Origin of the sequence: Lentilactobacillus kisonensis DSM 19906 = JCM 15041 (genome assembly GCF_001434135.1) — a bacterium.
Lineage (GTDB): Bacteria > Bacillota > Bacilli > Lactobacillales > Lactobacillaceae > Lentilactobacillus > Lentilactobacillus kisonensis.
This window is the reverse complement of the sequence record NZ_AZEB01000038.1, coordinates 1-19,126: the sequence shown is the minus strand read 5'-3', so window position 1 is coordinate 19,126 and position 19,126 is coordinate 1. Positions and strand designations below refer to the sequence as shown.

General features: G+C 41.8%; 18 protein-coding genes and 1 pseudogene. 10 read left to right on the top strand and 9 right to left on the bottom strand.

Translation table 11 applies throughout. The annotated features are described in order from the left end of the window. Positions 1 to 233: pseudogene (locus FC98_RS12500) on the bottom strand (helix-turn-helix domain-containing protein); the annotation flags it as partial. A gap of 487 nt (positions 234 to 720) precedes the next feature. Here FC98_RS12500 and FC98_RS12495 point away from each other — a divergent pair. From FC98_RS12495 to FC98_RS12485, 3 genes are all read left to right on the top strand, one after another. Then, a complete protein-coding gene (locus FC98_RS12495; RefSeq protein ID WP_056949667.1) occupies positions 721 to 909 on the top strand; it encodes a hypothetical protein in 189 nt (62 codons plus the stop codon). A 574-nt stretch (positions 910 to 1,483) separates the two neighbouring features. Further along, positions 1,484 to 2,008 carry a hypothetical protein gene (locus tag FC98_RS12490; RefSeq protein ID WP_008858037.1) on the top strand — a complete coding sequence of 175 codons (525 nt, stop codon included), beginning with the start codon at positions 1,484 to 1,486 and terminating at the stop codon, positions 2,006 to 2,008. Continuing rightward, positions 2,001 to 2,777, top strand: coding sequence for a CPBP family glutamic-type intramembrane protease (locus tag FC98_RS12485; RefSeq protein WP_056949666.1), 777 nt, complete (start codon positions 2,001 to 2,003; stop codon positions 2,775 to 2,777). The genes FC98_RS12490 and FC98_RS12485 overlap by 8 nt, the downstream gene beginning before the upstream one ends. Before the next feature lie 305 nt (positions 2,778 to 3,082). Here the strand turns inward: FC98_RS12485 and yicI are convergent, their stop codons facing one another. Then, positions 3,083 to 5,365 (bottom strand): alpha-xylosidase, encoded by a 2,283-nt coding sequence (yicI, locus tag FC98_RS12480; protein ID WP_056949665.1) that lies wholly within the window; start codon positions 5,363 to 5,365, stop codon positions 3,083 to 3,085. A gap of 259 nt (positions 5,366 to 5,624) precedes the next feature. On the opposite strand from yicI, the gene FC98_RS12475 reads away from it, so the two are divergent. From FC98_RS12475 to FC98_RS12465, 3 genes are all read left to right on the top strand, one after another. Continuing rightward, positions 5,625 to 7,037: an MFS transporter gene (locus FC98_RS12475; protein WP_050806302.1), complete on the top strand. Its 1,413-nt coding sequence runs from the start codon at positions 5,625 to 5,627 to the stop codon at positions 7,035 to 7,037. Between the two features lie 358 nt (positions 7,038 to 7,395). Then, a complete protein-coding gene (locus FC98_RS12470; protein WP_056949664.1) occupies positions 7,396 to 8,553 on the top strand; it encodes an ROK family transcriptional regulator in 1,158 nt (385 codons plus the stop codon). A 61-nt stretch (positions 8,554 to 8,614) separates the two neighbouring features. Next, positions 8,615 to 10,837, top strand: coding sequence for a glycoside hydrolase family 3 C-terminal domain-containing protein (locus FC98_RS12465; RefSeq protein WP_056949663.1), 2,223 nt, complete (start codon positions 8,615 to 8,617; stop codon positions 10,835 to 10,837). 103 nt (positions 10,838 to 10,940) lie between these two features. Here FC98_RS12465 and FC98_RS12460 read toward each other — a convergent pair whose 3' ends face one another. The 4 genes from FC98_RS12460 to FC98_RS12445 all read right to left on the bottom strand — a co-directional run bounded on the left by FC98_RS12460 (position 10,941) and on the right by FC98_RS12445 (position 14,871). Next, positions 10,941 to 12,053: a glycerol dehydrogenase gene (locus FC98_RS12460; RefSeq protein ID WP_056949662.1), complete on the bottom strand. Its 1,113-nt coding sequence runs from the start codon at positions 12,051 to 12,053 to the stop codon at positions 10,941 to 10,943. A 194-nt stretch (positions 12,054 to 12,247) separates the two neighbouring features. Then, positions 12,248 to 12,766, bottom strand: a complete 519-nt coding sequence (locus tag FC98_RS12455; protein ID WP_008858029.1) for a QueT transporter family protein — start codon at positions 12,764 to 12,766, stop codon at positions 12,248 to 12,250. Between the two features lie 145 nt (positions 12,767 to 12,911). Continuing rightward, positions 12,912 to 14,222, bottom strand: a complete 1,311-nt coding sequence (locus FC98_RS12450) for an NCS2 family permease (RefSeq protein WP_040471939.1) — start codon at positions 14,220 to 14,222, stop codon at positions 12,912 to 12,914. Positions 14,223 to 14,358: 136 nt separating this feature from the next. Then, complete coding sequence (locus tag FC98_RS12445; protein WP_008858027.1) at positions 14,359 to 14,871, bottom strand: type 1 glutamine amidotransferase domain-containing protein; 513 nt, start codon at positions 14,869 to 14,871, stop codon at positions 14,359 to 14,361. A gap of 513 nt (positions 14,872 to 15,384) precedes the next feature. Here FC98_RS12445 and FC98_RS12440 point away from each other — a divergent pair. The 4 genes from FC98_RS12440 to FC98_RS15005 all read left to right on the top strand — a co-directional run bounded on the left by FC98_RS12440 (position 15,385) and on the right by FC98_RS15005 (position 17,388). Further along, entirely contained in the window at positions 15,385 to 15,801 is a 417-nt protein-coding gene (locus tag FC98_RS12440) for a winged helix-turn-helix transcriptional regulator (protein WP_054655810.1), read from the top strand. Positions 15,802 to 15,948: 147 nt separating this feature from the next. After that, on the top strand, positions 15,949 to 16,506 hold the full coding sequence (locus tag FC98_RS12435; protein ID WP_054655808.1) for an SDR family oxidoreductase: 558 nt from the start codon (positions 15,949 to 15,951) through the stop codon (positions 16,504 to 16,506). A 15-nt stretch (positions 16,507 to 16,521) separates the two neighbouring features. Then, the gene (locus FC98_RS12430) at positions 16,522 to 16,884 is read left to right on the top strand and encodes a hypothetical protein (protein ID WP_008858473.1); all 363 of its coding nucleotides are present in this window, start codon (positions 16,522 to 16,524) and stop codon (positions 16,882 to 16,884) included. Positions 16,885 to 17,238: 354 nt separating this feature from the next. Continuing rightward, positions 17,239 to 17,388: a hypothetical protein gene (locus FC98_RS15005; RefSeq protein ID WP_169788695.1), complete on the top strand. Its 150-nt coding sequence runs from the start codon at positions 17,239 to 17,241 to the stop codon at positions 17,386 to 17,388. 111 nt (positions 17,389 to 17,499) lie between these two features. On the opposite strand, the gene FC98_RS15215 is transcribed toward FC98_RS15005, so the two are convergent. The 3 genes from FC98_RS15215 to FC98_RS12420 are packed head-to-tail and all read right to left on the bottom strand — an operon-like array spanning position 17,500 to position 18,678. Next, the gene (locus tag FC98_RS15215) at positions 17,500 to 17,652 is read right to left on the bottom strand and encodes a DUF5776 domain-containing protein (protein WP_008858475.1); all 153 of its coding nucleotides are present in this window, start codon (positions 17,650 to 17,652) and stop codon (positions 17,500 to 17,502) included. Positions 17,653 to 17,656: 4 nt separating this feature from the next. Beyond that, positions 17,657 to 18,229 (bottom strand): Fic/DOC family protein, encoded by a 573-nt coding sequence (locus FC98_RS12425; protein ID WP_054655804.1) that lies wholly within the window; start codon positions 18,227 to 18,229, stop codon positions 17,657 to 17,659. Then, positions 18,226 to 18,678, bottom strand: coding sequence for a winged helix-turn-helix domain-containing protein (locus FC98_RS12420; RefSeq protein WP_056949661.1), 453 nt, complete (start codon positions 18,676 to 18,678; stop codon positions 18,226 to 18,228). Before FC98_RS12420 ends, FC98_RS12425 begins: the two co-directional genes overlap by 4 nt. Positions 18,679 to 19,126 lie beyond the last annotated feature (448 nt).

Below are 19,126 nucleotides of genomic sequence, written 5' to 3'. Positions count from 1 at the left end.
AGATATTCCCGGACCACCTTCTGCTTAGTTTTAAGTGAATATCGATTCCAATGCTTGCGTTCACTAAGACCGTCAATGCCATCACGTTCAAACAAGTGAAGCCAACGAAGCAGGGTACTCTTCTCAAGATTAATTGAATGGACCGAAATAAACTTCCGTAGACCATAAGGACTACGCTTGAATTTCTGAATGATATTTAGTTTTTCTTCCGCACTATACATTGATCTAGGCATTACGAAGGCCTCCAGATTGATAGATGATTTATATTATTTCATCTGTCAACCTGGAAGCTACCATAGCAGGGAAATGTAAAATTATGAAGTAACTCTTTTGCAAAGCAGTTGCTTTGAGTTGTGCTTGTGTGAATACTCATATGAGTATATAATAAAATCAAGTTAGTAAGCTCAGTTCATTACTTGACTTGCTAGCCTAGTGAATTTCGAATGGTCTACACCCCTCAATTATTTTAATTCACGGAGGTGGTTGCCATGTCGAAGTGAATGGGTCGGAGGTATTTTATACGTTCGCAATAACTTGCGCCACGGCATTTTACATTATTTGCCGTGGGATAGTGTGCTTATCAATTGCGTATGGTAATATGAAAAAAGCTAACCGTTAAAAACGATTAGCCACCCGCATCATTCTAATTCACGTTTGTAGCTATCGGATCGCACTCCGATGGCTACTTTTCACATACAATAATATCATAAGGTGATAGAAATGACAAAGCCAAAGTACACAGAAGCGCAACGAGAAGCCAACGAACGATGGCGAAAGAAACATCGTGAACGCACGCAATACCTAAATAAACGGTCAATTACTAAGCATTTTATTGCTGATTTGGCGACAGATGACGACCTAAGAGAGGTACAAAAATGGGTACTAGACAGGGTTGAACAAAAAGAATAAAAAAGTATTCAGTAACACGATGTCAGTCGTTATACCTAACTGAAACTTCGGATTGTCAGATGATGGCCGCATTATTAAATGTGGTTAAAAGTAAAAACTTTAAATGATTATTTATTGCTATCGATTATTATCGATTATTATTGATTATTAATGAATAGGTAGCTGGCAGAAGAGTTGATTGTTATTTTCTCCAATCTTTCTTGTAATAAATGCGTAAAAGCACTTTTCATTTTCAGATGGGGGGTATAATTAACCCAATAAAATTACTGTTTAGTTATATCATGATAAATAATCGGTGTTAATTTTATTGAAAAGGGATAGAAAGAAGCGCGTTCGGAAGTAATTGAATTGTAGTAAGTAAAGTAAATCTCAATATAATAGCCTTTATAGCCAGAAATTTTCTGATTATAAAGGCTGTTATTGTTTGTAAGCTTGACAGAGTTGCTTATTAATAATATGTTAATTATATTAATAATTTTCTAACTTATCTCTAAGAAAATGTAAGCGAAATATTAGTTGTAAAGAGCTATTTGTCATCATTAATTACATAGTATTCATTTAAGAAGTGACCGTAATGAAAATCATTAATGTATTGATTGAATATCTCAAATATGTACTAAGCGGTATTGTCCCGCTACTAATTGTGTATCTTTATGATAATGGAATGCGAATATCATATTCTTATGTAACAACTAACGTAAGTCATTTACACATTACGCTTAATTTAACGATGATTGACCTATATTTTCTAATGAATTGTTTGATTGTGATTCCGCTGGTTCGATACAGTCATTCACACTTGTATCGTAAAGATAAAGTTGAATTTGAAACTTATAAGGATAAGGCGCTCAGATTACATCACTCAGATATTCAATCTAATCATAAGGAACGGACTTGGTCTCCTAATGGGGTGACATCAAACCCTTGGGAATTTATGTATTCGCAGACTCAGTCGTATAAGAATATTTCCGATTCGTCCTTTAACTATTTCAAGAATTTGATGATTAACTTGACTATCATTCTTTTTGGGCCGATAGTTCTTTGCTATTTTGATGCTCAGAAAATGATTTTTATGTTAAGGAGGGACAAACATGATTGAAGATAATAAGAGTTCCTGGGGTGAACAACTATTAATTTCGTTCATCTTCTTTATTCTACTAATGTTCATTAGTGCTTTTATGACAGATGCATCCCTAATTGCACAAGGAAGTATTCAACTTATTTACTCATTAATCGTTTTGATAGAATCATGGCGGTTATTGGGGACCAATCGAATTTTTAAGAAGCATTTAATGGCCAACAAACAAATGATTACCACTGAGTTGATTATGGGAATTATACTAGGAATGTTTGTCGTTCTCGAAGCACTTCCCTTCCATTTTTATCATTCTTCTAAAGTTTTAATTGGTGCGGGGATCTTAGCGCTTGCCTCTGCCATTACAGAGGAATATATTTTTAGAGGGTTGTTCACGGCGGCCATCATACAACTGATTAACTATTATAATAACATCAAGTTTAAAATGACTGTGACGGCATTAATAACTTCGTTTCTTAACGCATCACTAATCGCACTTCCATACATACTTGGGATGATAAACATGAGCCCAACAAACTTTTATGTCACCTTTGGGCTAGATTTTTTGCTGGCACTGCTATACTTTTGCGTCCGAATTGCTACTAATGCGCTCATATGGGTAATCGGATTACACTTTATCATTGTATTTGCGCTTGATACAGTTGTAAATACTTTTACCGGTGGGATTATTGTTGCGGCAACAGTGATGCTTGCAATCTTATCAATCATACCAGCGTTAGTATATCTAAATTTAGTTGATCATCGATTGTTATCTTTAAAACCAGCAAGATAGAAATCGAAAAATAAGTTAGCTGGCATACAAAGTGCGAGGTGTTTTAATACCAGAACATAACGGCTTGATATAAACTTCTAAAGATTTGAAAAAGGTACGTCAGGCCGTTATGTGTCTGGAATTAAGAATATAAACTTGATAAAAACGCTCGATAAAAAGTCGGAATTTTTTAGATTATAAACTGTTTAGTTTACCTGTCGACACAAAAGGACTGTAAGCAGTGAATAATTAGAAGCTTGGAGTAAGTAAAAGGCGATTCCAACAACTCAAACAGTTGTCAGGATCGCTTTTTGATTTCGATAGTCTTAAATTGTAAACGTTGATTCATCACCACTCATAGCGAATTCTTTAACGTCACCATTTTCGTGGATAAAGACTTTAGACTGTCCCTTCAGGCCCTTAGTGGCAACCGTCAATTGATCGCCTTGCCGACTAACCGTCACTGACCCAGCATGGTCACCATGTTCGTCAACAACGCGGGTCGATACTTTTGTGCCATTCGCAATTTCGTAACAATTGATGTCCGGAGCATCGGTGTAATCGTACTCAGCGTGTTCCGCGTTAGGGTTCCGCAGGATAATACTATTTTCGCGGGCTAACAATGGCAAATTCAGGTTGTCGTACTTTTCAGCCAGCCATTCGCCACCTTTCGAAATGTCGTAGCTTTGTTCAGTGAGGATATTAGTCCACTTACCAGCTGGCAGATAATACTTCACGTCGCCTTCAGCGTTGAAGATTGGGGCAACCAGTAGCTTACTACCCAGCATGTATTCATGTTCTAGGAAGTAAGTGTTGCGGTCATTAGTGTATTCAAGAAAGGCTGGCCGCATGAGCGGAGTCCCGGTCTCGTGGGTATTAACGGCTTCATTGAACAGGTAAGGCATCAATGATAACTTTAGATCCACGAACTTGCGAGTATTTTCAACCGCTTCTTCATCAAACAGCCACGGCACCTTGTACTGAACACTCCCATGATAACGGGAGTGGGATGATAGGAGGCCAAATTGGGTCCAACGTTTGTACAAGTCAGGGGTGGCATGTTCTTCAAACCCACTGATATCATGACTCCAAAAACCAAATCCAGAAACTAAGAAGGAGAGGCCGCCACGCAATGAATCAGCCATTGACTTGTAGCGAGATAAGTTATCGCCACCCCAATGAACTGGGAATTTTTGGGAGCCAACTGTAGCCGAACGGGCGAAGACAACCGCTTGGTCAGCCCCTTTTTCTTCCTTGAGAAGGTCATAAACGGCTTCGTTATATTGATAGGTGTAGTAATTATGCTCGCGTTTTGGATCAGAACCGTCAAAGAACACAGCGTCTTCAACTGGAATCCGTTCGCCGAAATCAGTTTTGAAGCAATCGACTCCCATATCTAGGAGGGCTTTTAGCTTGCTTTGGTACCACTTAACAGCGTCAGGGTTAGTGAAATCAACGAAACCATTCCCAGCTTGCCAGAGATCCCACTGCCAAACGTTACCATCTCCTCGCTTAACGAAGTAGCCGTTTTTGCGACCCTCTTCAAATAACGGTGATTTTTGGGCGATGTACGGGTTGATCCAAACGCAGACTTTAATTCCGCGGTCATGAATCTTCTTAATCAAGCCTTCTGGGTCAGGAAATTGTTCTGGATCCCAGAGGAAATTGCACCATTCGAAGCCCTTTTGCCAGAAGCAATCAAAATGAAAGACGTCGAGTGGAATTTTACGGTCCCGCATGCCGTCGATGAACTTCATGACGGTTTCTTCACGGTAGTCGGTGGTAAATGACGTCGATAGCCAGAGGCCAAATGACCAAGCTGGGGGCAAAGAGATTTGACCAGTCAGACGGGTATATTTGTTTAAAACATCTTTAGGGGTTGGTCCATCGATGACGTAATATTGGAGGGATTCACCTTCGACACTAAACTGGGTGCGGTCGACGTTTTCTGAAGCGATTTCAAACGATACCTTTTCCGGTTGGTCAACGAAGACCCCATAGCCTTCACTGCTGAGATAGAACGGCACGTTCTTATATGCTTGCTCACTACCGGTACCACCATCACGGTTCCAAATATCAACGGATTGGCCATTTTTAACCAAAGCGGTGAAGCGTTCGCCCAGGCCGTAGATCAATTCATCGACGCCCATGGACAATTGTTCTCTCATGTAATGCTTGTTGGTGTCCTTATCGTGGATAACTCCTTCTGCTTTCTCCATTGACTTGGTGATAACTTTATCATCATGTAAAAAGTCAAGTTCGAAGTCGGATTTGAAAGGCACCTTGGCAGTTAGCGATCCTGATTTGAATGACAATTCCTTATCGTCAGTATTGATCATAACTTCTGGATGCTCATTTTCTAACTCAAACGAAGGTCCTGGATTGTTCTGGTCAAAATGAGTGAGCTTAATGCCAATCACGCCTTCAACTGGTGAAGTTAACTTAATTGTTGTCATTCCCAAGTTGAGCTCATCGTTGCGATCGTTGATCTTGTTAAATGGCGCGTAAAGCGTCAATGAATCAGCTGTCTTTCTAAAATCAAAAACTTCCTTTGGCGACTGGATCTCGTATTGAGGCCGGGTCAGCCAATAACCATCAGTGAACTTCATAAATCGACACCTCTAAAATTGTATTTGAAAGTTGAATTTATTAATTGTCACTCATAGTGTAAGTTGCTCAAGTTAATTTGTCAACGCTTTCAAAAGCAAACGTTTGTGGTATAGCATTGATAATAGCTTGATAGAAGGCGAAGCGAAAAAATGCAAATTAAAATTAAAAGTTATCGTTGACTTATGTAATCGGTTACAATATAATTCGATTTGAAAGTTGAGTTTATTAATGTTAAACAAATCTTACGAGGTGTTCATTATGAATCAAACGGTCTCTAACGGAGAACCCAAACCAAAACCCACGGCAGTTGCTAAGAATATGGTGCCGTGGAACGAACGTTTTTCCTATAGTTTAAGTGATTTTGCCTGTAATTTGTCGTTTCAAATGGTTGGCACTTATTTAATGATCTTCTATACCGATACATTTGGAATTAGTGCCGCGGCAGTAGGGACTTTATTCTTGGTCGCCCGAATCGTTGACGCGTTTGATGGCCCATTTTGGGGGATTATGATCGATCATACCCATACTAAGTGGGGCAAGAGCCGGCCCTACTGGTTGTGGTTCTCGATTCCATTTGCGGTTTTCTGTGTGCTGGTATTTACGACGCCAAACCTTAGTTTAACCGGCAAGCTTGTCTGGGCTTACATCACATATATTGGGGTCGACGTGCTCTACTCAGCAGTTAACATTCCAATTACTTCGATTTTGCCATCATTAACGAGTAACCCTCAGGAACGAGTAACGTTATCGACCATTCGCCAATTTATGGGGACTGCCGGCGCTGCAATTATCACCGGTATTACCCTAACCATGGTTGCTTTCTTTGGCGGCGGTTCAACGACAAGTGCCCATGGCTGGTTTATCTGGGCCTTAATTGTTGGGATTATTGTTGTCCTGATTTTTGCCATTGTTTTCAAGAATACAAAGGAACGGGTTCAAACCAAGAGTTCTCGGCAATCAATCCCGATTAAGGAATCTCTCAAGGCGCTTAAGCGAAATTGGCCGTGGGCAATTATCATCTTCATCAATTTTATTTATTGGATGGGGATGCAAACCCGTTCACAGGTAACCGTTTATTTCTTTAAATACAATATGAATAATGCGGGTTTAGCATCGTTTGTTTTGAGCTTGCAATTTGTGTCCTTATTAGCCGTTGTTTTGACACCGTTAACTTCTCGGTTGATTGGAAAGCGAAATACAATGTTAGCTGGGATGATCATGGCCGTTGCGGGTCAATTGCTGTTAAGCGTTGGGGCCACCCATCTTAGTGTGACGGTGATTATTATCGCTACCATTATTGGGTACTTAGGAACTGGCTATGTATCAGGCCTAATTGCCGTCATGCTGGCGGACGCTGTAGATTATGGTGAATGGAAGAATGGTGTGCGGGCAGAAGGAATTGTAACCTCGTTTTCAAGTTTCAGTGCTAAGTTTGGTATGGGAATTGGTGGTGTGATTACCGGTTGGATTCTTTCAACTACGGGATACGTTGCCAACAAAGATCAAAGCGCAGCTGCTCTCCATGGAATCGAATTGAATTATATTTGGGTGCCATTATTAGGATTCGCTCTTTCCGCCATCGCCTTGATGTTCTATCATGTTGATAGTATTGAAAAGAAAATGCAGACGGATTTGGCAGCGAAGCATAAGAAGGAAAACGAAGAAGTTTAGTGAGCGGAGCTAGGCGATTAGAAATTGGAGCATAAGTCTCCTCAACCAGGAATTCCCGGTTCTGGAATTTGTGGTTGAGGTGCTTATGTGGAAATTTCTGCCTAGAGGAGCTGTCCTAAGAGAGTGCGGAACCAAGTGGTTAGAAAGCGGAGCCTAAGTTAGGCCATTCAGAAATCCTGAGTTTGGATTTTTGACGGAGAAGGCTTAGGTGCAAGTCTCTGCTTGGTGGCGCACGTTTCCGCTATGTAGCCAAGAATAGCGTTTCCTAAATTTTGAGAGTTCTTGCCAAGGTGTTTCCATGCAGACCCTGCTTTACAGCAGCCTAATCCGAATAATCTCAGAAAAGTGAGCGGATAACATGATTATTAATAAAGAAGTGATGCGAAATCATAACGAGCGGTCGGTTCTACAAGCAATCATCAATAACGGCCCAATTTCTCGAAACGAGATTTTAAAGTTGTTGGGTCTAAATAAGATGTCCGTTTCAGATATTGTTGGCACGTTCATTGACCGAAAATTGGTGAATAGTCTTGGAGAAGATAAGTCGACGGGCACTAGTGGTCGTAAGCCCGAACTGGTGGAATTTAACGCCTCATATGGGTATGTGATTAATTTCAGCCTTTCTGGTCATGAGTTGGAAATGCTGGCAACTAAGCTGGACGGGCGGGCCCTCGAACATAGCATCCAGACAATTAATAATCAGTCAATTTCTGAGATTGCTTTAATGATGGAAGAACAGATTGATCAGCTGCCAAAATTTGATTCAGTCAATGGCCTGGTCGCGATCTCGGTCGCAATTTTTGGGGTTGTTTATGAGGGTGAGATCATCACGTCGCCGTTCGTCGACTATGACGATTTTGATTTGGTGGGCTTTTTCCATGACAAGTACGCTGTTCCAGTTATCTTGGAAAATGAGGCCAACTTGTCGGCAATCTTTGAACAGGATTTTAGCAAGCAGGAGCTGCAAAACATCGTTTCTGTTAGTATTCACGAAGGCATTGGCGCTGGAATTATTTTGAATACCCAATTATATACGGGAAATTATGGCCAGGCCGGTGAAATTGGTCAGATTATTATTCAAGATGCGAGTCGGAAAAAGCGGCGGTTGACGGCGTTACCAAATTTTGATTCTGAATGGTCGCAAACAAAAATTATTAAAAAAGCTGGGGCGCTCAAAAAAAATAAAACCTATTCTTTAGTAGACCTGGTTGCAGATTATAATCGCGGTGATGCGGTGATTGCCGATTTGATTGAGAATTTCTGTTACCATTTGGCGATTGTGACTGCCGATTTGATTGCGGCCTATGATCCCCAAATGATCTTCTTTAATTCGCCGTTGATTGAACAAATCCCGGAAGTCCTGAAAAATATTCAAATGAAATTAACCTTTATGCCATTGGTACCACCGTTAGTTATGTCAAAGGATGTCAACCTAGCAACGTTATTGGGTGGTGCGTCGATGGCGATTCATAAGGCTTTGGATATGCAGGGTGTCAGGCTGATTTTTCATCATTAAATGAAGTGAGCAATAAATGATATAAGGCCATTTAATATATAAATTGGAAGTGATCAATACCATGAAATTCGAGCATCATGTTATGTCTCAATTAACCTTGGAAGAAAAGGCAGCGTTAGTGTCCGGAAAAGACTCCTGGTACACCGCCACAATTGACCGCCTTGGTCTGGCACCAATGATGATGTCTGATGGGCCATCTGGGCTACGTAAGCAATTAGGGACCCCGGATCAAACTGACATTAATGAAAGTATTGAAGCAGTTTGTTTTCCGGCATCGGCGTTAACGGCCTGTTCATTTGACCGGGAGCAGTTAAATCAGCTTGGTCATCAACTAGGAACTGCCGCTACAGCTGAGAAGCTTGGCGTACTGCTAGGCCCAGGAATTAACTTAAAGCGAAGCCCATTAGCAGGGCGAAACTTTGAATACTTTTCGGAAGATCCCTATCTCGTAGGAGAACTTGCTGCTGCCTATGTTAAAGGTGTCCAAGCTGAGGGGGTTGGGGTTAGTGTCAAACACTTTGCGGCTAATAATCGCGAAAACCGACGCTTCACCTCATCTTCGAATGTCGATGAAAGAACATTACGGGAGCTTTACCTCGCTACCTTTGAGAAAGTTGTGAAGCAGGCAAATCCAGCAACGATTATGTGTTCCTATAATGCGATTAACGGCACCCTTAGCTCACAAAACCGGCGATTGCTAACCAATATTTTACGTGATGAATGGGGCTTTAAGGGCTTAGTGATGTCTGATTGGGGTGCGGTAGCTGATCACACCGCAGCAATTAAGGCAGGGCTAGACTTGGAGATGCCAGGAAAGGGCGACCAGTCAGTTGATGAAATTGTGACGGCAGTTAAGAATGGCTCGTTAGCCGAGGCGGATTTGGATCGAGCGGTTAGCCGAGTGTTGAAAATGATCCAAGACTGGCAGCCAGCCGATTCAAAGCAAGCTAATCCATATGATATGGAAGCACAACATGAATTTGCCCGCAAACTTGCCACCAATAGTTTTGTCTTATTGAAAAACGAAAATGCCGTTTTACCGATTAATAAGGGTGATAAATTGGCAGTTATTGGGGAATTGGCTGCCCATCCCCGCTACCAGGGCAGTGGGAGTTCTCACGTCAATGCCCATCGGTTAGTCACACCATTAGAAACGATTAACCAAGTTCGGCCCGATGCAACGTTTGTAGCAGGTTACTCATTAACGGCTGATCGTATTGACCAAGCGGCGATTGCCGAGGCAGTAGATGTTGCTAAGTCAGCTGACAAGGTGATTATTTTTGCTGGGTATCCAGAGCGGCTGGAATCTGAAGGCTTTGATAAGACAAGTATTGATTTGCCAGCTAATCAAAACCAATTGATTGAGGCGGTTAGCCAGGTTAATCAGCATGTCGTCGTTGTCCTTCAAAATGGCTCAGCGGTAAGAACCCCATGGGCTGATCACGTTGCCGGCATGCTTGAGACCTACTTAGCAGGTGAAGCTGTGGGTGAAGCTACTTGGGATGTGTTGAGTGGGAAAGTAAACCCTTCTGGCAAACTGGCGGAGACTTTCCCCCTGCGACTAGAAGATACGCCAAGTTATTTAACCTTTGATGCGGATCTGCAGGATGAGAATTACCGTGAAGGCTTGTTTATGGGGTATCGGTACTATGATAAGAAAAAGCAACCGGTCCAGTTTTCGTTTGGTTACGGGCTGAGTTATACGACGTTCAAATACACAGATTTACAATTAAAAGTTACCGGTGACCATGTTTCAGGAACCGTTAAAGTTAAGAATACGGGGTCACGATCAGGTGCCGAGGTTGTTCAGGTTTACGTTGGTAATCGGACGAGCCAAATCGAAAAACCAATCAAGACGTTGGCTAACTTTGTCAAGGTATCATTGGTACCTGGTGAAGAAAAAACCGTTAGCTTTGAGTTGGATCAACGGGCATTTAGTTGGTATAATCCCAGAAAAGCTGATTGGCAAGTTGATAATGGCCAGTATGACGTTTTAATTGGTTCAAGCAGTACAGATATTCGATTAAGTGACACAGTTGAATTGGATTGGGCACCGGAACAGCAAATCCACATTGATCAAAGTACCTATATTGGTGATTTGATGGCCCAGGCTAAATTTGCTAAAGCGGTTGAACAAGTTGGGTTAACTGACGTATTTAAGAAACTAGCAGATGATCATGATCCAGCAGCTAAGATGTTTCGGAATATGCCGTTGCGGGCTGCTACGACAATGGGAGTCACGCCGGCAAAGATTGATAAGTTGATTGAGATTATGAATGGGTAAAAGTGAACCAGTTTTTAAATAGAAAATGGCTAAAGCTGTCATTCACGTGGAATCATGTGAACGACAGCTTTAGCTATTTTTTATTTATTTTTTCACAACGAGCTTATTCTCTGAATTCATTACCTTGGTAGTCTGAACTATACTCGTCAACCGCTTTAATAGCGGCAAAAACGTCGTCTGGGGTAATATCAGTCGGCATGCACTTCATCGTGTCATTTTTATCACAGGCTTGGGTAGCAACTTTCATCAAGTCATCATCGGAAGCGTCACCGAGGTGCAGATCTGCTAAGGTGGTTGGCAGACCGAGCTTCAGATCGAAGTTTAAGAATTTCTCGAAGCGTTTCTGATCGCTGCCATCGAGAATCAGTTCAACTAAAGTACCGTAAGCAACCTTCTCACCGTGAGTCAGGTGATGGATGTCACCAGAAAGGGCGGTAAAGCCGTTATGAATGGCATGAGCAGCAGCTAAGCCCCCACTTTCGAATCCTAAACCACTCAGTAATGTGTTGGCTTCAACCACTTTATCTAATGCGGGGGTAGCAACGTGCTGTTTGTTGGCTGAAATGGCTAGCGGCCCATATTCGAATAGGGTGTCCTCGCAGGCTTGCCCGATTGAGCCGGCTACAATGGTTTGCTTTGCGCCTAACATGTTATCGGCGTTAGCGGTTCGAACATCAGTTGCTTCGACATTGGTTGCCAATGCATCCGCCATACCAGAGATCAGTAAGTGAACAGGAGCCCCTGAAATGACCTTGGTGTCTAATAAGACGATTTCAGGATTCTTCTTGTAGAAACGATAGTGATCAAACTGATCGGCATCGGTGTAAATAACTGAAAGCCGTGAGCAAGGGGCATCAGTGGAGGCGATGGTTGGGGCAATCATCACCGCAATCCCTAGGTTATCGGCAATGGCTTTAGCTGAATCGGCTGTCTTACCGCCACCAAGGCCGATGATAATTTGATCGCCGCTGTCCTTGCCAATCTTCGTAACTCGGTCAATTTCTGTCTCAGAAGCTTCACCCTTGAATGTTACCAAGTTGACATCGAAGCCTGCTTTAGTTAAGTAGTCGTTAAAATCATTACCAACAATTTTCAGAACGGTTGAATCCGATAGCAACAAAACCTTTTTGCCATACTTCTCGATGTAAGTTGAACTGTTAAATAGCTCACCAGGACCTTGAATATAAGTACTTGGACTAGCAAATAATTCTGTCATAAAATAACCTCCTCAAAAATTATTGTGATTATTTTCACTCACATCTTCAGTATAGTGGGTTTGGAAGCGGAAACAACTAAATGGATTGAAAAATTTGGTAGATAAAAAGACACCACCAATCGAAAGAATCTGATTGGCGGTGTCTTTTCAATTAAGCAAACCTGGCATCCTCGATTAGGATTATGCCGCTATGCTTATTTTGCTAAATCATATCTCATATTGATTAGGTAAACAACCACGGCACCAATTGTCATGGTAACAAATTCCCCAATTCCAGCGGTGAGGTAAGTTCCCCAGAACGTTGGCCAGAATGCTGCGTGGCCGATAATGGCAATTTCAAATCCAATAATAAACATGTAGAATGTCCCGATCAGAACGGAGGCAACTAATTTCGCAACTAGTGACTTCATATGCTTGGTAACTAAATAGATCGTCACTAAGTTGATCAGGGTTTCAAACGTCCCAACAACCATGTCAATAGCGCCGTTGGGTGACATGATATTGGTAATAAAGCACGCTAACGTGATTGCAACGATATAGCGTTTGTTAAATACAACCAGGTTATTCAATCCTTCTGAAAAGCGGAATTGAACGGGCCCGTAACTTACGGCTGCAAAGACCATCGTCAAAACGATGTAGAGTGCAGCAACAACGGCAGCCTTGGTTAGATCAAGCACACTGTCGATGCCGAGAACATTAGTCTTAGAATTCATTATAAATTCCTTCCTTGTAAATTATTCAGTTGTCAAGACAACCCTTTAACTCTACCGCTTTTCCAAGCAGAGAACAACCATTAAATAGGCTTGAGACTTTTCTAAACAGTGCTGACATGTTGCACGACTGTCTTGTAGATCAATGCTATCGATTCAATATCCAAAGGAAGAAGACGAAGACAACGGCCAACCCATACATCATGGCACTAACTTCCTTACCCCTTTTGGCAGCGATCATCGTAATTGGATAGGTGATAAAGCCAAGGGCGATTCCGTCAGCGATACTGTAAGTGAATGGCATACCAACCAGCGTAATGAAGGCTGGTGCCGCAATTTCGAACTGTTCCCAGTGAACGTTTTTCAATGACTGCGCCATCAAAACACCGACAATAATTAGTGCTGGTGCCGTTACTTGACTGGTAATGACGGTTAATAGTGGTGAGAAGAAAGTCCCTAAGATAAATAGGATGCCCACCACAATGGCGGTGAAACCAGTTCGACCACCAACCGCGATCCCGGCTGATGATTCAACGAAGGCACCCATTGGAGATGTACCCAGCAAAGATCCCGCTAGCATGGTTGAGGAATCGGCAATCAATGCCCGACCAATGCGGGGAATCTTGTTGTTTTTAATAAAGCCAGCCTGCTCTGCCAAGCCAACTAAAGTTCCAGCCGTATCAAAGAAGGTTACTAACAGGAAGGTTAGAACAACGACAACTAATTGGAGCGAATTGATATCACCAATGTGGGTGAGGGCAACGCCAAATGTTGGTGCCAAGCTTGGCATTGCGGCGACCCATTGATGAGGCAAGGGAATTAAGCCAGTTGTCATCCCCAAGATGGCGTTTAACACCATTCCAATAAAAATGGCACCAGGAACTTTCATGCTCATTAAGATAACGGTGACGATCAACCCAAAGATGGTTAACCAGGTTGTCCCGACTTGAAATGAGCCCAGGCTGACCAAGGTATCTTTATTAGCTTCAATTAAACCGCCGTCGTTCATCCCAATGAAGGCGATAAATAACCCAATCCCGCCACCAATTGCGGCTTTGAGATCCGCTGGAATTGAATCGATGATTTTTTCCCGCAGCTTTAAGGCGGTTAAGATCATGAAAATGATGGAAGCCACAAAGACGCCTGCCAACGCGGTTTGCCATGAAACCTTCATCCCAATCACAACGGAATAGGCAAAGAAGGCGTTAATCCCTAAACTAGCGGAAATGGCAATTGGATAGTTCGCGAGAAAGCCCATTAAAAAGCAGCCGAACGCAGAGGCAAGGGCAGTTGCGGTGAAAACGGCTCCTTTGTCCATACCACTAACACCTAAAACATTTGGATTAACAAATAAAATATAAACCATTGAAACAAAGGTGGTGATCCCAGCAATCGTTTCGGTACGGAAGTTGGTTTTTCTTCCCTCGAAATCAAAAAAGTGGGCAATTGAATTTAACATAAATAATAGCACTCCTATCGTTCGGATATTAATAAAAAAGAGCATGTTCACACTATCATTATAGTATGAACATGCTCAATATGCGAATTAATTAGGAACAATCATCGTAATTGTTTCCATAAAATAGGGAAACTATTTAATTGTTTTTCAAAACAGTTAGCATCGCAGCGTTGAAATCATCCAAGTCGTCGGGGGTGCGGCTAGTGACCAAGTTGTTATCGACAACAACTGACTGATCCTTAACGCGGGCACCTGCATAGTACAGATCAGGTTGGACAGTTAGATAAGAAGTCATTGTACGACCGCTTACTAGACCAGTTTGGATGAATAGTTGTGGTCCATGACAGATTGCGAAGGTCGGCTTGTCAGCTAATAAGAATGTCTTAACGAAATTCACAAACCGATCGTCGGCTCTAAGCTGGTCGGGTGAAAAGCCTCCAGGAATTAGTAAGCCGTCAAAGTCATCGGGAGTCACGTCAGCGATTGACTTGTCAGCAGTAATGCTGGTGCCATGTTTCCCTTTAATTTCGTTACCGGCTTTATTTTCAATCACGGTAACATCATGACCGGCAGCCTTCAAGGCGTCAACGGGAGAAGTATATTCGATATCCTCAACGTCATTTGTTACGATTACAGCAATTTTACTCATAGATTCTCTTCCTTTCTTGTTAAAGCATGGTATCTATTTTATACTTGGCATTAATTTGATACAATAACGCACTTGTAGGTGCGCTTAAAGAAAAGTGAGTGGAGCAAAGCGGTTAGAAGGTGGAGCATAAGTTGCCCCACTCAAAAATCCCCGGGTCTGGGATTTTTGAGTGGGGTAGCTTATGTGCAAGCTTCTGCTTTGAGGAGCTGTCCTGGAAGAAGTGAGCGGAGCAAAGCGGTTAGAGTGCGGAACCAAGCGGTTAGAAAGCGGAGCCTAAGCCACTCCATTCAGAAATCCTGGGTTTGGATTTTTGAATGGAGTGGCTTAGGTGCAGCTTTCTGCTTGGTGTAGCACGTTTTTACTATGATGCCAAGAAAATAAAAATCTCAGTTTTAAATTTTTTGTGGCGAAGGCTTATGAGCAGATCCCTGATTTGAGAAGTAGTCCCATTCAAGCAAAAATAGACCTCCCATCATTTCACAAATCCATTCTAAATAATTAAGGAGTAAAAAAATGACCGACATCATCAGAAAAGACGTTAAGGATCGCCTAGAAAACGGTGATTATAGTTGCTCGAAGGAATTGACGCTCTCAATGTTTAGCGGCAAATGGAAAATTGTGGTGTTATTCCATTTAGGAACGGATGGCCCGTATCGATTTAATGAATTGATGCGGCTGCTCCCAAGGGTTACCCATAAGGTATTGACTAATCAGCTTCGGGAAATGGTCGAAGATGGCTTGATCTCGCGAGAAGTCATTACCGACTCCCGAGTAAAAGTAACCTATCGAATTACGGACCGTGGCCGTTCATTGATGCCAATCCTCAATCAAATGTATGAGTGGGGTGAAAAACGGATTAAGGAATTACAAATTAAGCCAAAATTTAACGTGAACCCGGTGGAAGAGATTAAGGGCGACGAGTTAAGGTAACTTTAACGAGGGAAACTTGAAGCTAATCCTTAATTACTAATGGTTGGATGACTCAATTCCCTTTGATTTCTTGACCTATATATGGTACATATTAACCATGGGGTATATAAAATGAATAACAAACCATTTAGGTTAGGAAGTTAAGCCTTGAAAAAATTGTTGATTCTAAATGAACATCATTCAGTGGTCCCGGCGCTTAAAAAGTTGCTTGTGGGAGAATCAGAGATTGATTACCAAGAATATAGTGGTGATCTCCAAGATGCTGCAAGCTACGCGACCTATTTGCAGGGGGTTGATTGGATTCTTACCGCACTGGGTCCTAACGATGTTGACTTGGATTTTGAAGCGTTATTTGATGGTATTGATGACGTGCAGCCGCCGATCAGTCATTTTGTGATGCTTTCATATGCTGGGGTTGATGATGAATTACCCGTTCAGCCAAGTTATGAGAACGTCAAAAATTTAACAGAGTTTATAAAACAGCAAAGATATGCAATAAAAATTGTTGATGAGTCGGAAATTCCGTATTCTATTATTAGGGTTCCAAAATTAATTGATCGAGCCAATTCAAAGTACCAATTGTTTAATGAAGGTGAAGCAATGCCTAATGGTGAAGTTTCAAACGAAGCAGTTGCTAGATTAGTGTTGGCGGCTTTTAAAGATAATCAATTAATTAATCGGTCTGTTGGCATCATAAATGCGTAAGATGGGGGTGATCACGTGGCAATCAAATTAGATCCGGATCAAATTAAGGTGTTAAAGGCGCAGTTGTCTGAGGCAAATAAAAATTCCCATTTTGTGATTATTGAAGCCTTTTCTAAGGAAGAGCATTCAGGGGTTCGCATGGTCACTGATTGGGATAACTATTTAAACATGAGAACGTCGAATAAGGATAATCTCCAGTTTCAAATTATCCGCGATATCCTACCAATAACTGACAACTTAGTTTATTGGGCGGTTGCGCAGCAAAATCTACATGTCGCAACTCAAAAGGGTGAACAGAATGAACAAGCGATTGATGATTTGGCTTATTACACCAATAAAGTTATGGAAGAGAATAAATTGAAGGTTAAGGAAGAGTGAGCGGAACAAAGCGGTTAGGGATCGGAGCATAAGTTGCCTGAACCAGAAATCCCCGGGCCTGGGATTTTTGGTTTAGGTGCTTATGTGCAGATCCCTGCTTTGAGGAGCTGTCCTAAGAAGAGTGAGCGGATCCAGGCGTTTAGAAACCGGAGTGTAAGTCTCCTTGGAGAGAAATTCCCGGGTTTGGAATTTTTCTCCAAAGTGCTTATGTGCAGCTTTCTGCTTGGTGCAGCACGTTTTCACTAAGATGCCAAGGAACCGAAACGCCCAGTTTTGGTTTTGGGTCAAAGGTTGCTCAAAGGCAAGTCTCCGCTTCCTAATCTACATAAAAAGGAACGAAAAGGGATGACCAATATGGATGCTAAAGATACTGCTCAGTACGTTGATTTAGCAATGAAAAATCTCCACTTCATGAAAATGCAGCGAGAAAATGTGGTCTCTGAAGTTCAGCGTCTGATGAATCACTTGTCAATTGAAGATGTGAAAGCCCAGCTGCATAAGTAAGGTAAAAACTTCCAGCAACCTAAAAATCACCCTTCTAAAAGTTAATTTTAGAGGGGTGATTTTGATTTACCTATAAGTGTGATTGGATTTGCAGGTTAATCAATAAATGTCTTAATAATTTCCCTGAATTACCAACTTTTTGTTCGCGGTGACATAGGTCCCGTTGCTGAGCTGATAGCGGGTGGTTAAATTGTGCTTGACCAACTTTTTGACACTCAGGTGGGTTCCTTTCTTATAGGACTTGACGGCCACAAAACCATTCATGTCATTAAGCTCGGGTAATTTTTAGTGACTTAAGAACTGCTTTGGTCATTAAATCGGCACTATCTCTAATTGATGCTTGCATATAAAGATCGTAAGTGGGTGAATTTCGGGCTAAATGCATTTCAAAGCCATTTTGATCAGCTAGTCGCGTAATAAATAAGCGCTGTGTGCGCCCGTTGCCTTCACGAAATGGATGGAAATGATTGATGTCAGTCAGCAGTTGTCCCAAATCGGTCGCAAATAGGGTTTTACTTGGATAATTGGTCGTATTAAGATTGTCAATCTGTTGATTTAAGTACGGAATTGCTTCATGAAACAATTGATAAGGCATGAAATTCGTAGAGCCTTTGCTTAAGTTAACTGTTCGATATTGACCAGCCCAGGGATACAAATCCGAAAATAACCAAGCGTGAATCTTTTTGAGAACGTCAATATTGGTGATTGAGTAGTTGGGAAGGGTTCGATATTTAAGCTTAGTAATGCGATATTCCAATGCCTGGAGGGCTTTTTGATCCGTAATATGAACCTTGTTTTTGAAAGTTCCATTGGGCAATAAAGCATCGTCTTTGGGGTTCACTGGTGACCACCGTATTCATGCACCAAGCGATCAATCATTGTGGCGGTTGGAACGTGTTTTTCGAGTTGCTGATAAGCATCATTAACGTCCGCTTTGGTTGGCTGGTCACCTTCATAGATACTCGTGATGATACTATCTCTGGTTTTCCAAAAATGGTCCGGTGTACTAAATTTAATCCCCATGATGGTTAAACCTTTTAAAGAACATTGATTAAGGAAGCGGACTTCCTCCTGAGCAGCGGTTAACTCCGGATGGGACACAACACTTTCTAGTGGAATATTACTAGCAAGCAATAATTGAGTGACTACTCCAAATGAAGTTTTGTTGATCGGGCGTTTAAGTGCGTCGGTTACGGTACTTCTGGAAAGGTTAGCCCGGCGCGCTAGCTCTGTTGTGGTGAGAGTCTTTTTAGCATGTTGTTGAATAACTTCTTTTAATTTGATGTCCATATGATCACTTCCTCAAAATCAATTATCTCACAATAACGCTACCACATCAATCTTACGTTGTAGCGTTATTATGCTTGTGATCAAGGCCAAAGGAATAGTTAGCCGAAAATGGATAAGCTCCCTCATCTAATCAAATGGTAATGTGGCTTATCACGCGGAGTGCTGTGAAGAGCGTGCTTTGACAAAATTAAGCATACTTTGAAGTGAATTCTTATTTCCCTACATAGTAGAAAACACGCTCCGACCAACTGACGCTAACTGAATAAGGACTCCTCAACCAAAATCCAAAACCAGGATTTTAATTGAGGAGTCCTTATTCAAACGCGTCAACCCGTGGTCTACGCGCTCTATTTCAATCTCCTAGCCATCAGATCCGCTTCGATCTTTGGCTGTAATTTATCGAAATTATAGAAGTACATTAAGAAGCTGTCTAAAATCTCTTAAGTAA

What these genes read in the sequence shown, in the direction of transcription:
- FC98_RS12485 (WP_056949666.1), top strand. Translation starts at nt 2,001, where the DNA reads ATGATTGAAGATAATAAGAGTTCCTGGGGTGAACAACTATTAATTTCG.
- yicI (WP_056949665.1), bottom strand. Translation starts at nt 5,365, where the DNA reads ATGAAGTTCACTGATGGTTATTGGCTGACCCGGCCTCAATACGAGATC.
- FC98_RS15215 (WP_008858475.1), bottom strand. Translation starts at nt 17,652, where the DNA reads ATGAATGGTTTTGTGGCCGTCAAGTCCTATAAGAAAGGAACCCACCTG.
- FC98_RS15005 (WP_169788695.1), top strand. Translation starts at nt 17,239, where the DNA reads ATGGATGCTAAAGATACTGCTCAGTACGTTGATTTAGCAATGAAAAAT.
- FC98_RS12420 (WP_056949661.1), bottom strand. Translation starts at nt 18,678, where the DNA reads ATGGACATCAAATTAAAAGAAGTTATTCAACAACATGCTAAAAAGACT.
- FC98_RS12450 (WP_040471939.1), bottom strand. Translation starts at nt 14,222, where the DNA reads ATGTTAAATTCAATTGCCCACTTTTTTGATTTCGAGGGAAGAAAAACC.
- FC98_RS12475 (WP_050806302.1), top strand. Translation starts at nt 5,625, where the DNA reads ATGAATCAAACGGTCTCTAACGGAGAACCCAAACCAAAACCCACGGCA.
- FC98_RS12490 (WP_008858037.1), top strand. Translation starts at nt 1,484, where the DNA reads ATGAAAATCATTAATGTATTGATTGAATATCTCAAATATGTACTAAGC.
- FC98_RS12455 (WP_008858029.1), bottom strand. Translation starts at nt 12,766, where the DNA reads ATGAATTCTAAGACTAATGTTCTCGGCATCGACAGTGTGCTTGATCTA.
- FC98_RS12470 (WP_056949664.1), top strand. Translation starts at nt 7,396, where the DNA reads ATGATTATTAATAAAGAAGTGATGCGAAATCATAACGAGCGGTCGGTT.
- FC98_RS12465 (WP_056949663.1), top strand. Translation starts at nt 8,615, where the DNA reads ATGAAATTCGAGCATCATGTTATGTCTCAATTAACCTTGGAAGAAAAG.
- FC98_RS12445 (WP_008858027.1), bottom strand. Translation starts at nt 14,871, where the DNA reads ATGAGTAAAATTGCTGTAATCGTAACAAATGACGTTGAGGATATCGAA.
- FC98_RS12460 (WP_056949662.1), bottom strand. Translation starts at nt 12,053, where the DNA reads ATGACAGAATTATTTGCTAGTCCAAGTACTTATATTCAAGGTCCTGGT.
- FC98_RS12440 (WP_054655810.1), top strand. Translation starts at nt 15,385, where the DNA reads ATGACCGACATCATCAGAAAAGACGTTAAGGATCGCCTAGAAAACGGT.
- FC98_RS12495 (WP_056949667.1), top strand. Translation starts at nt 721, where the DNA reads ATGACAAAGCCAAAGTACACAGAAGCGCAACGAGAAGCCAACGAACGA.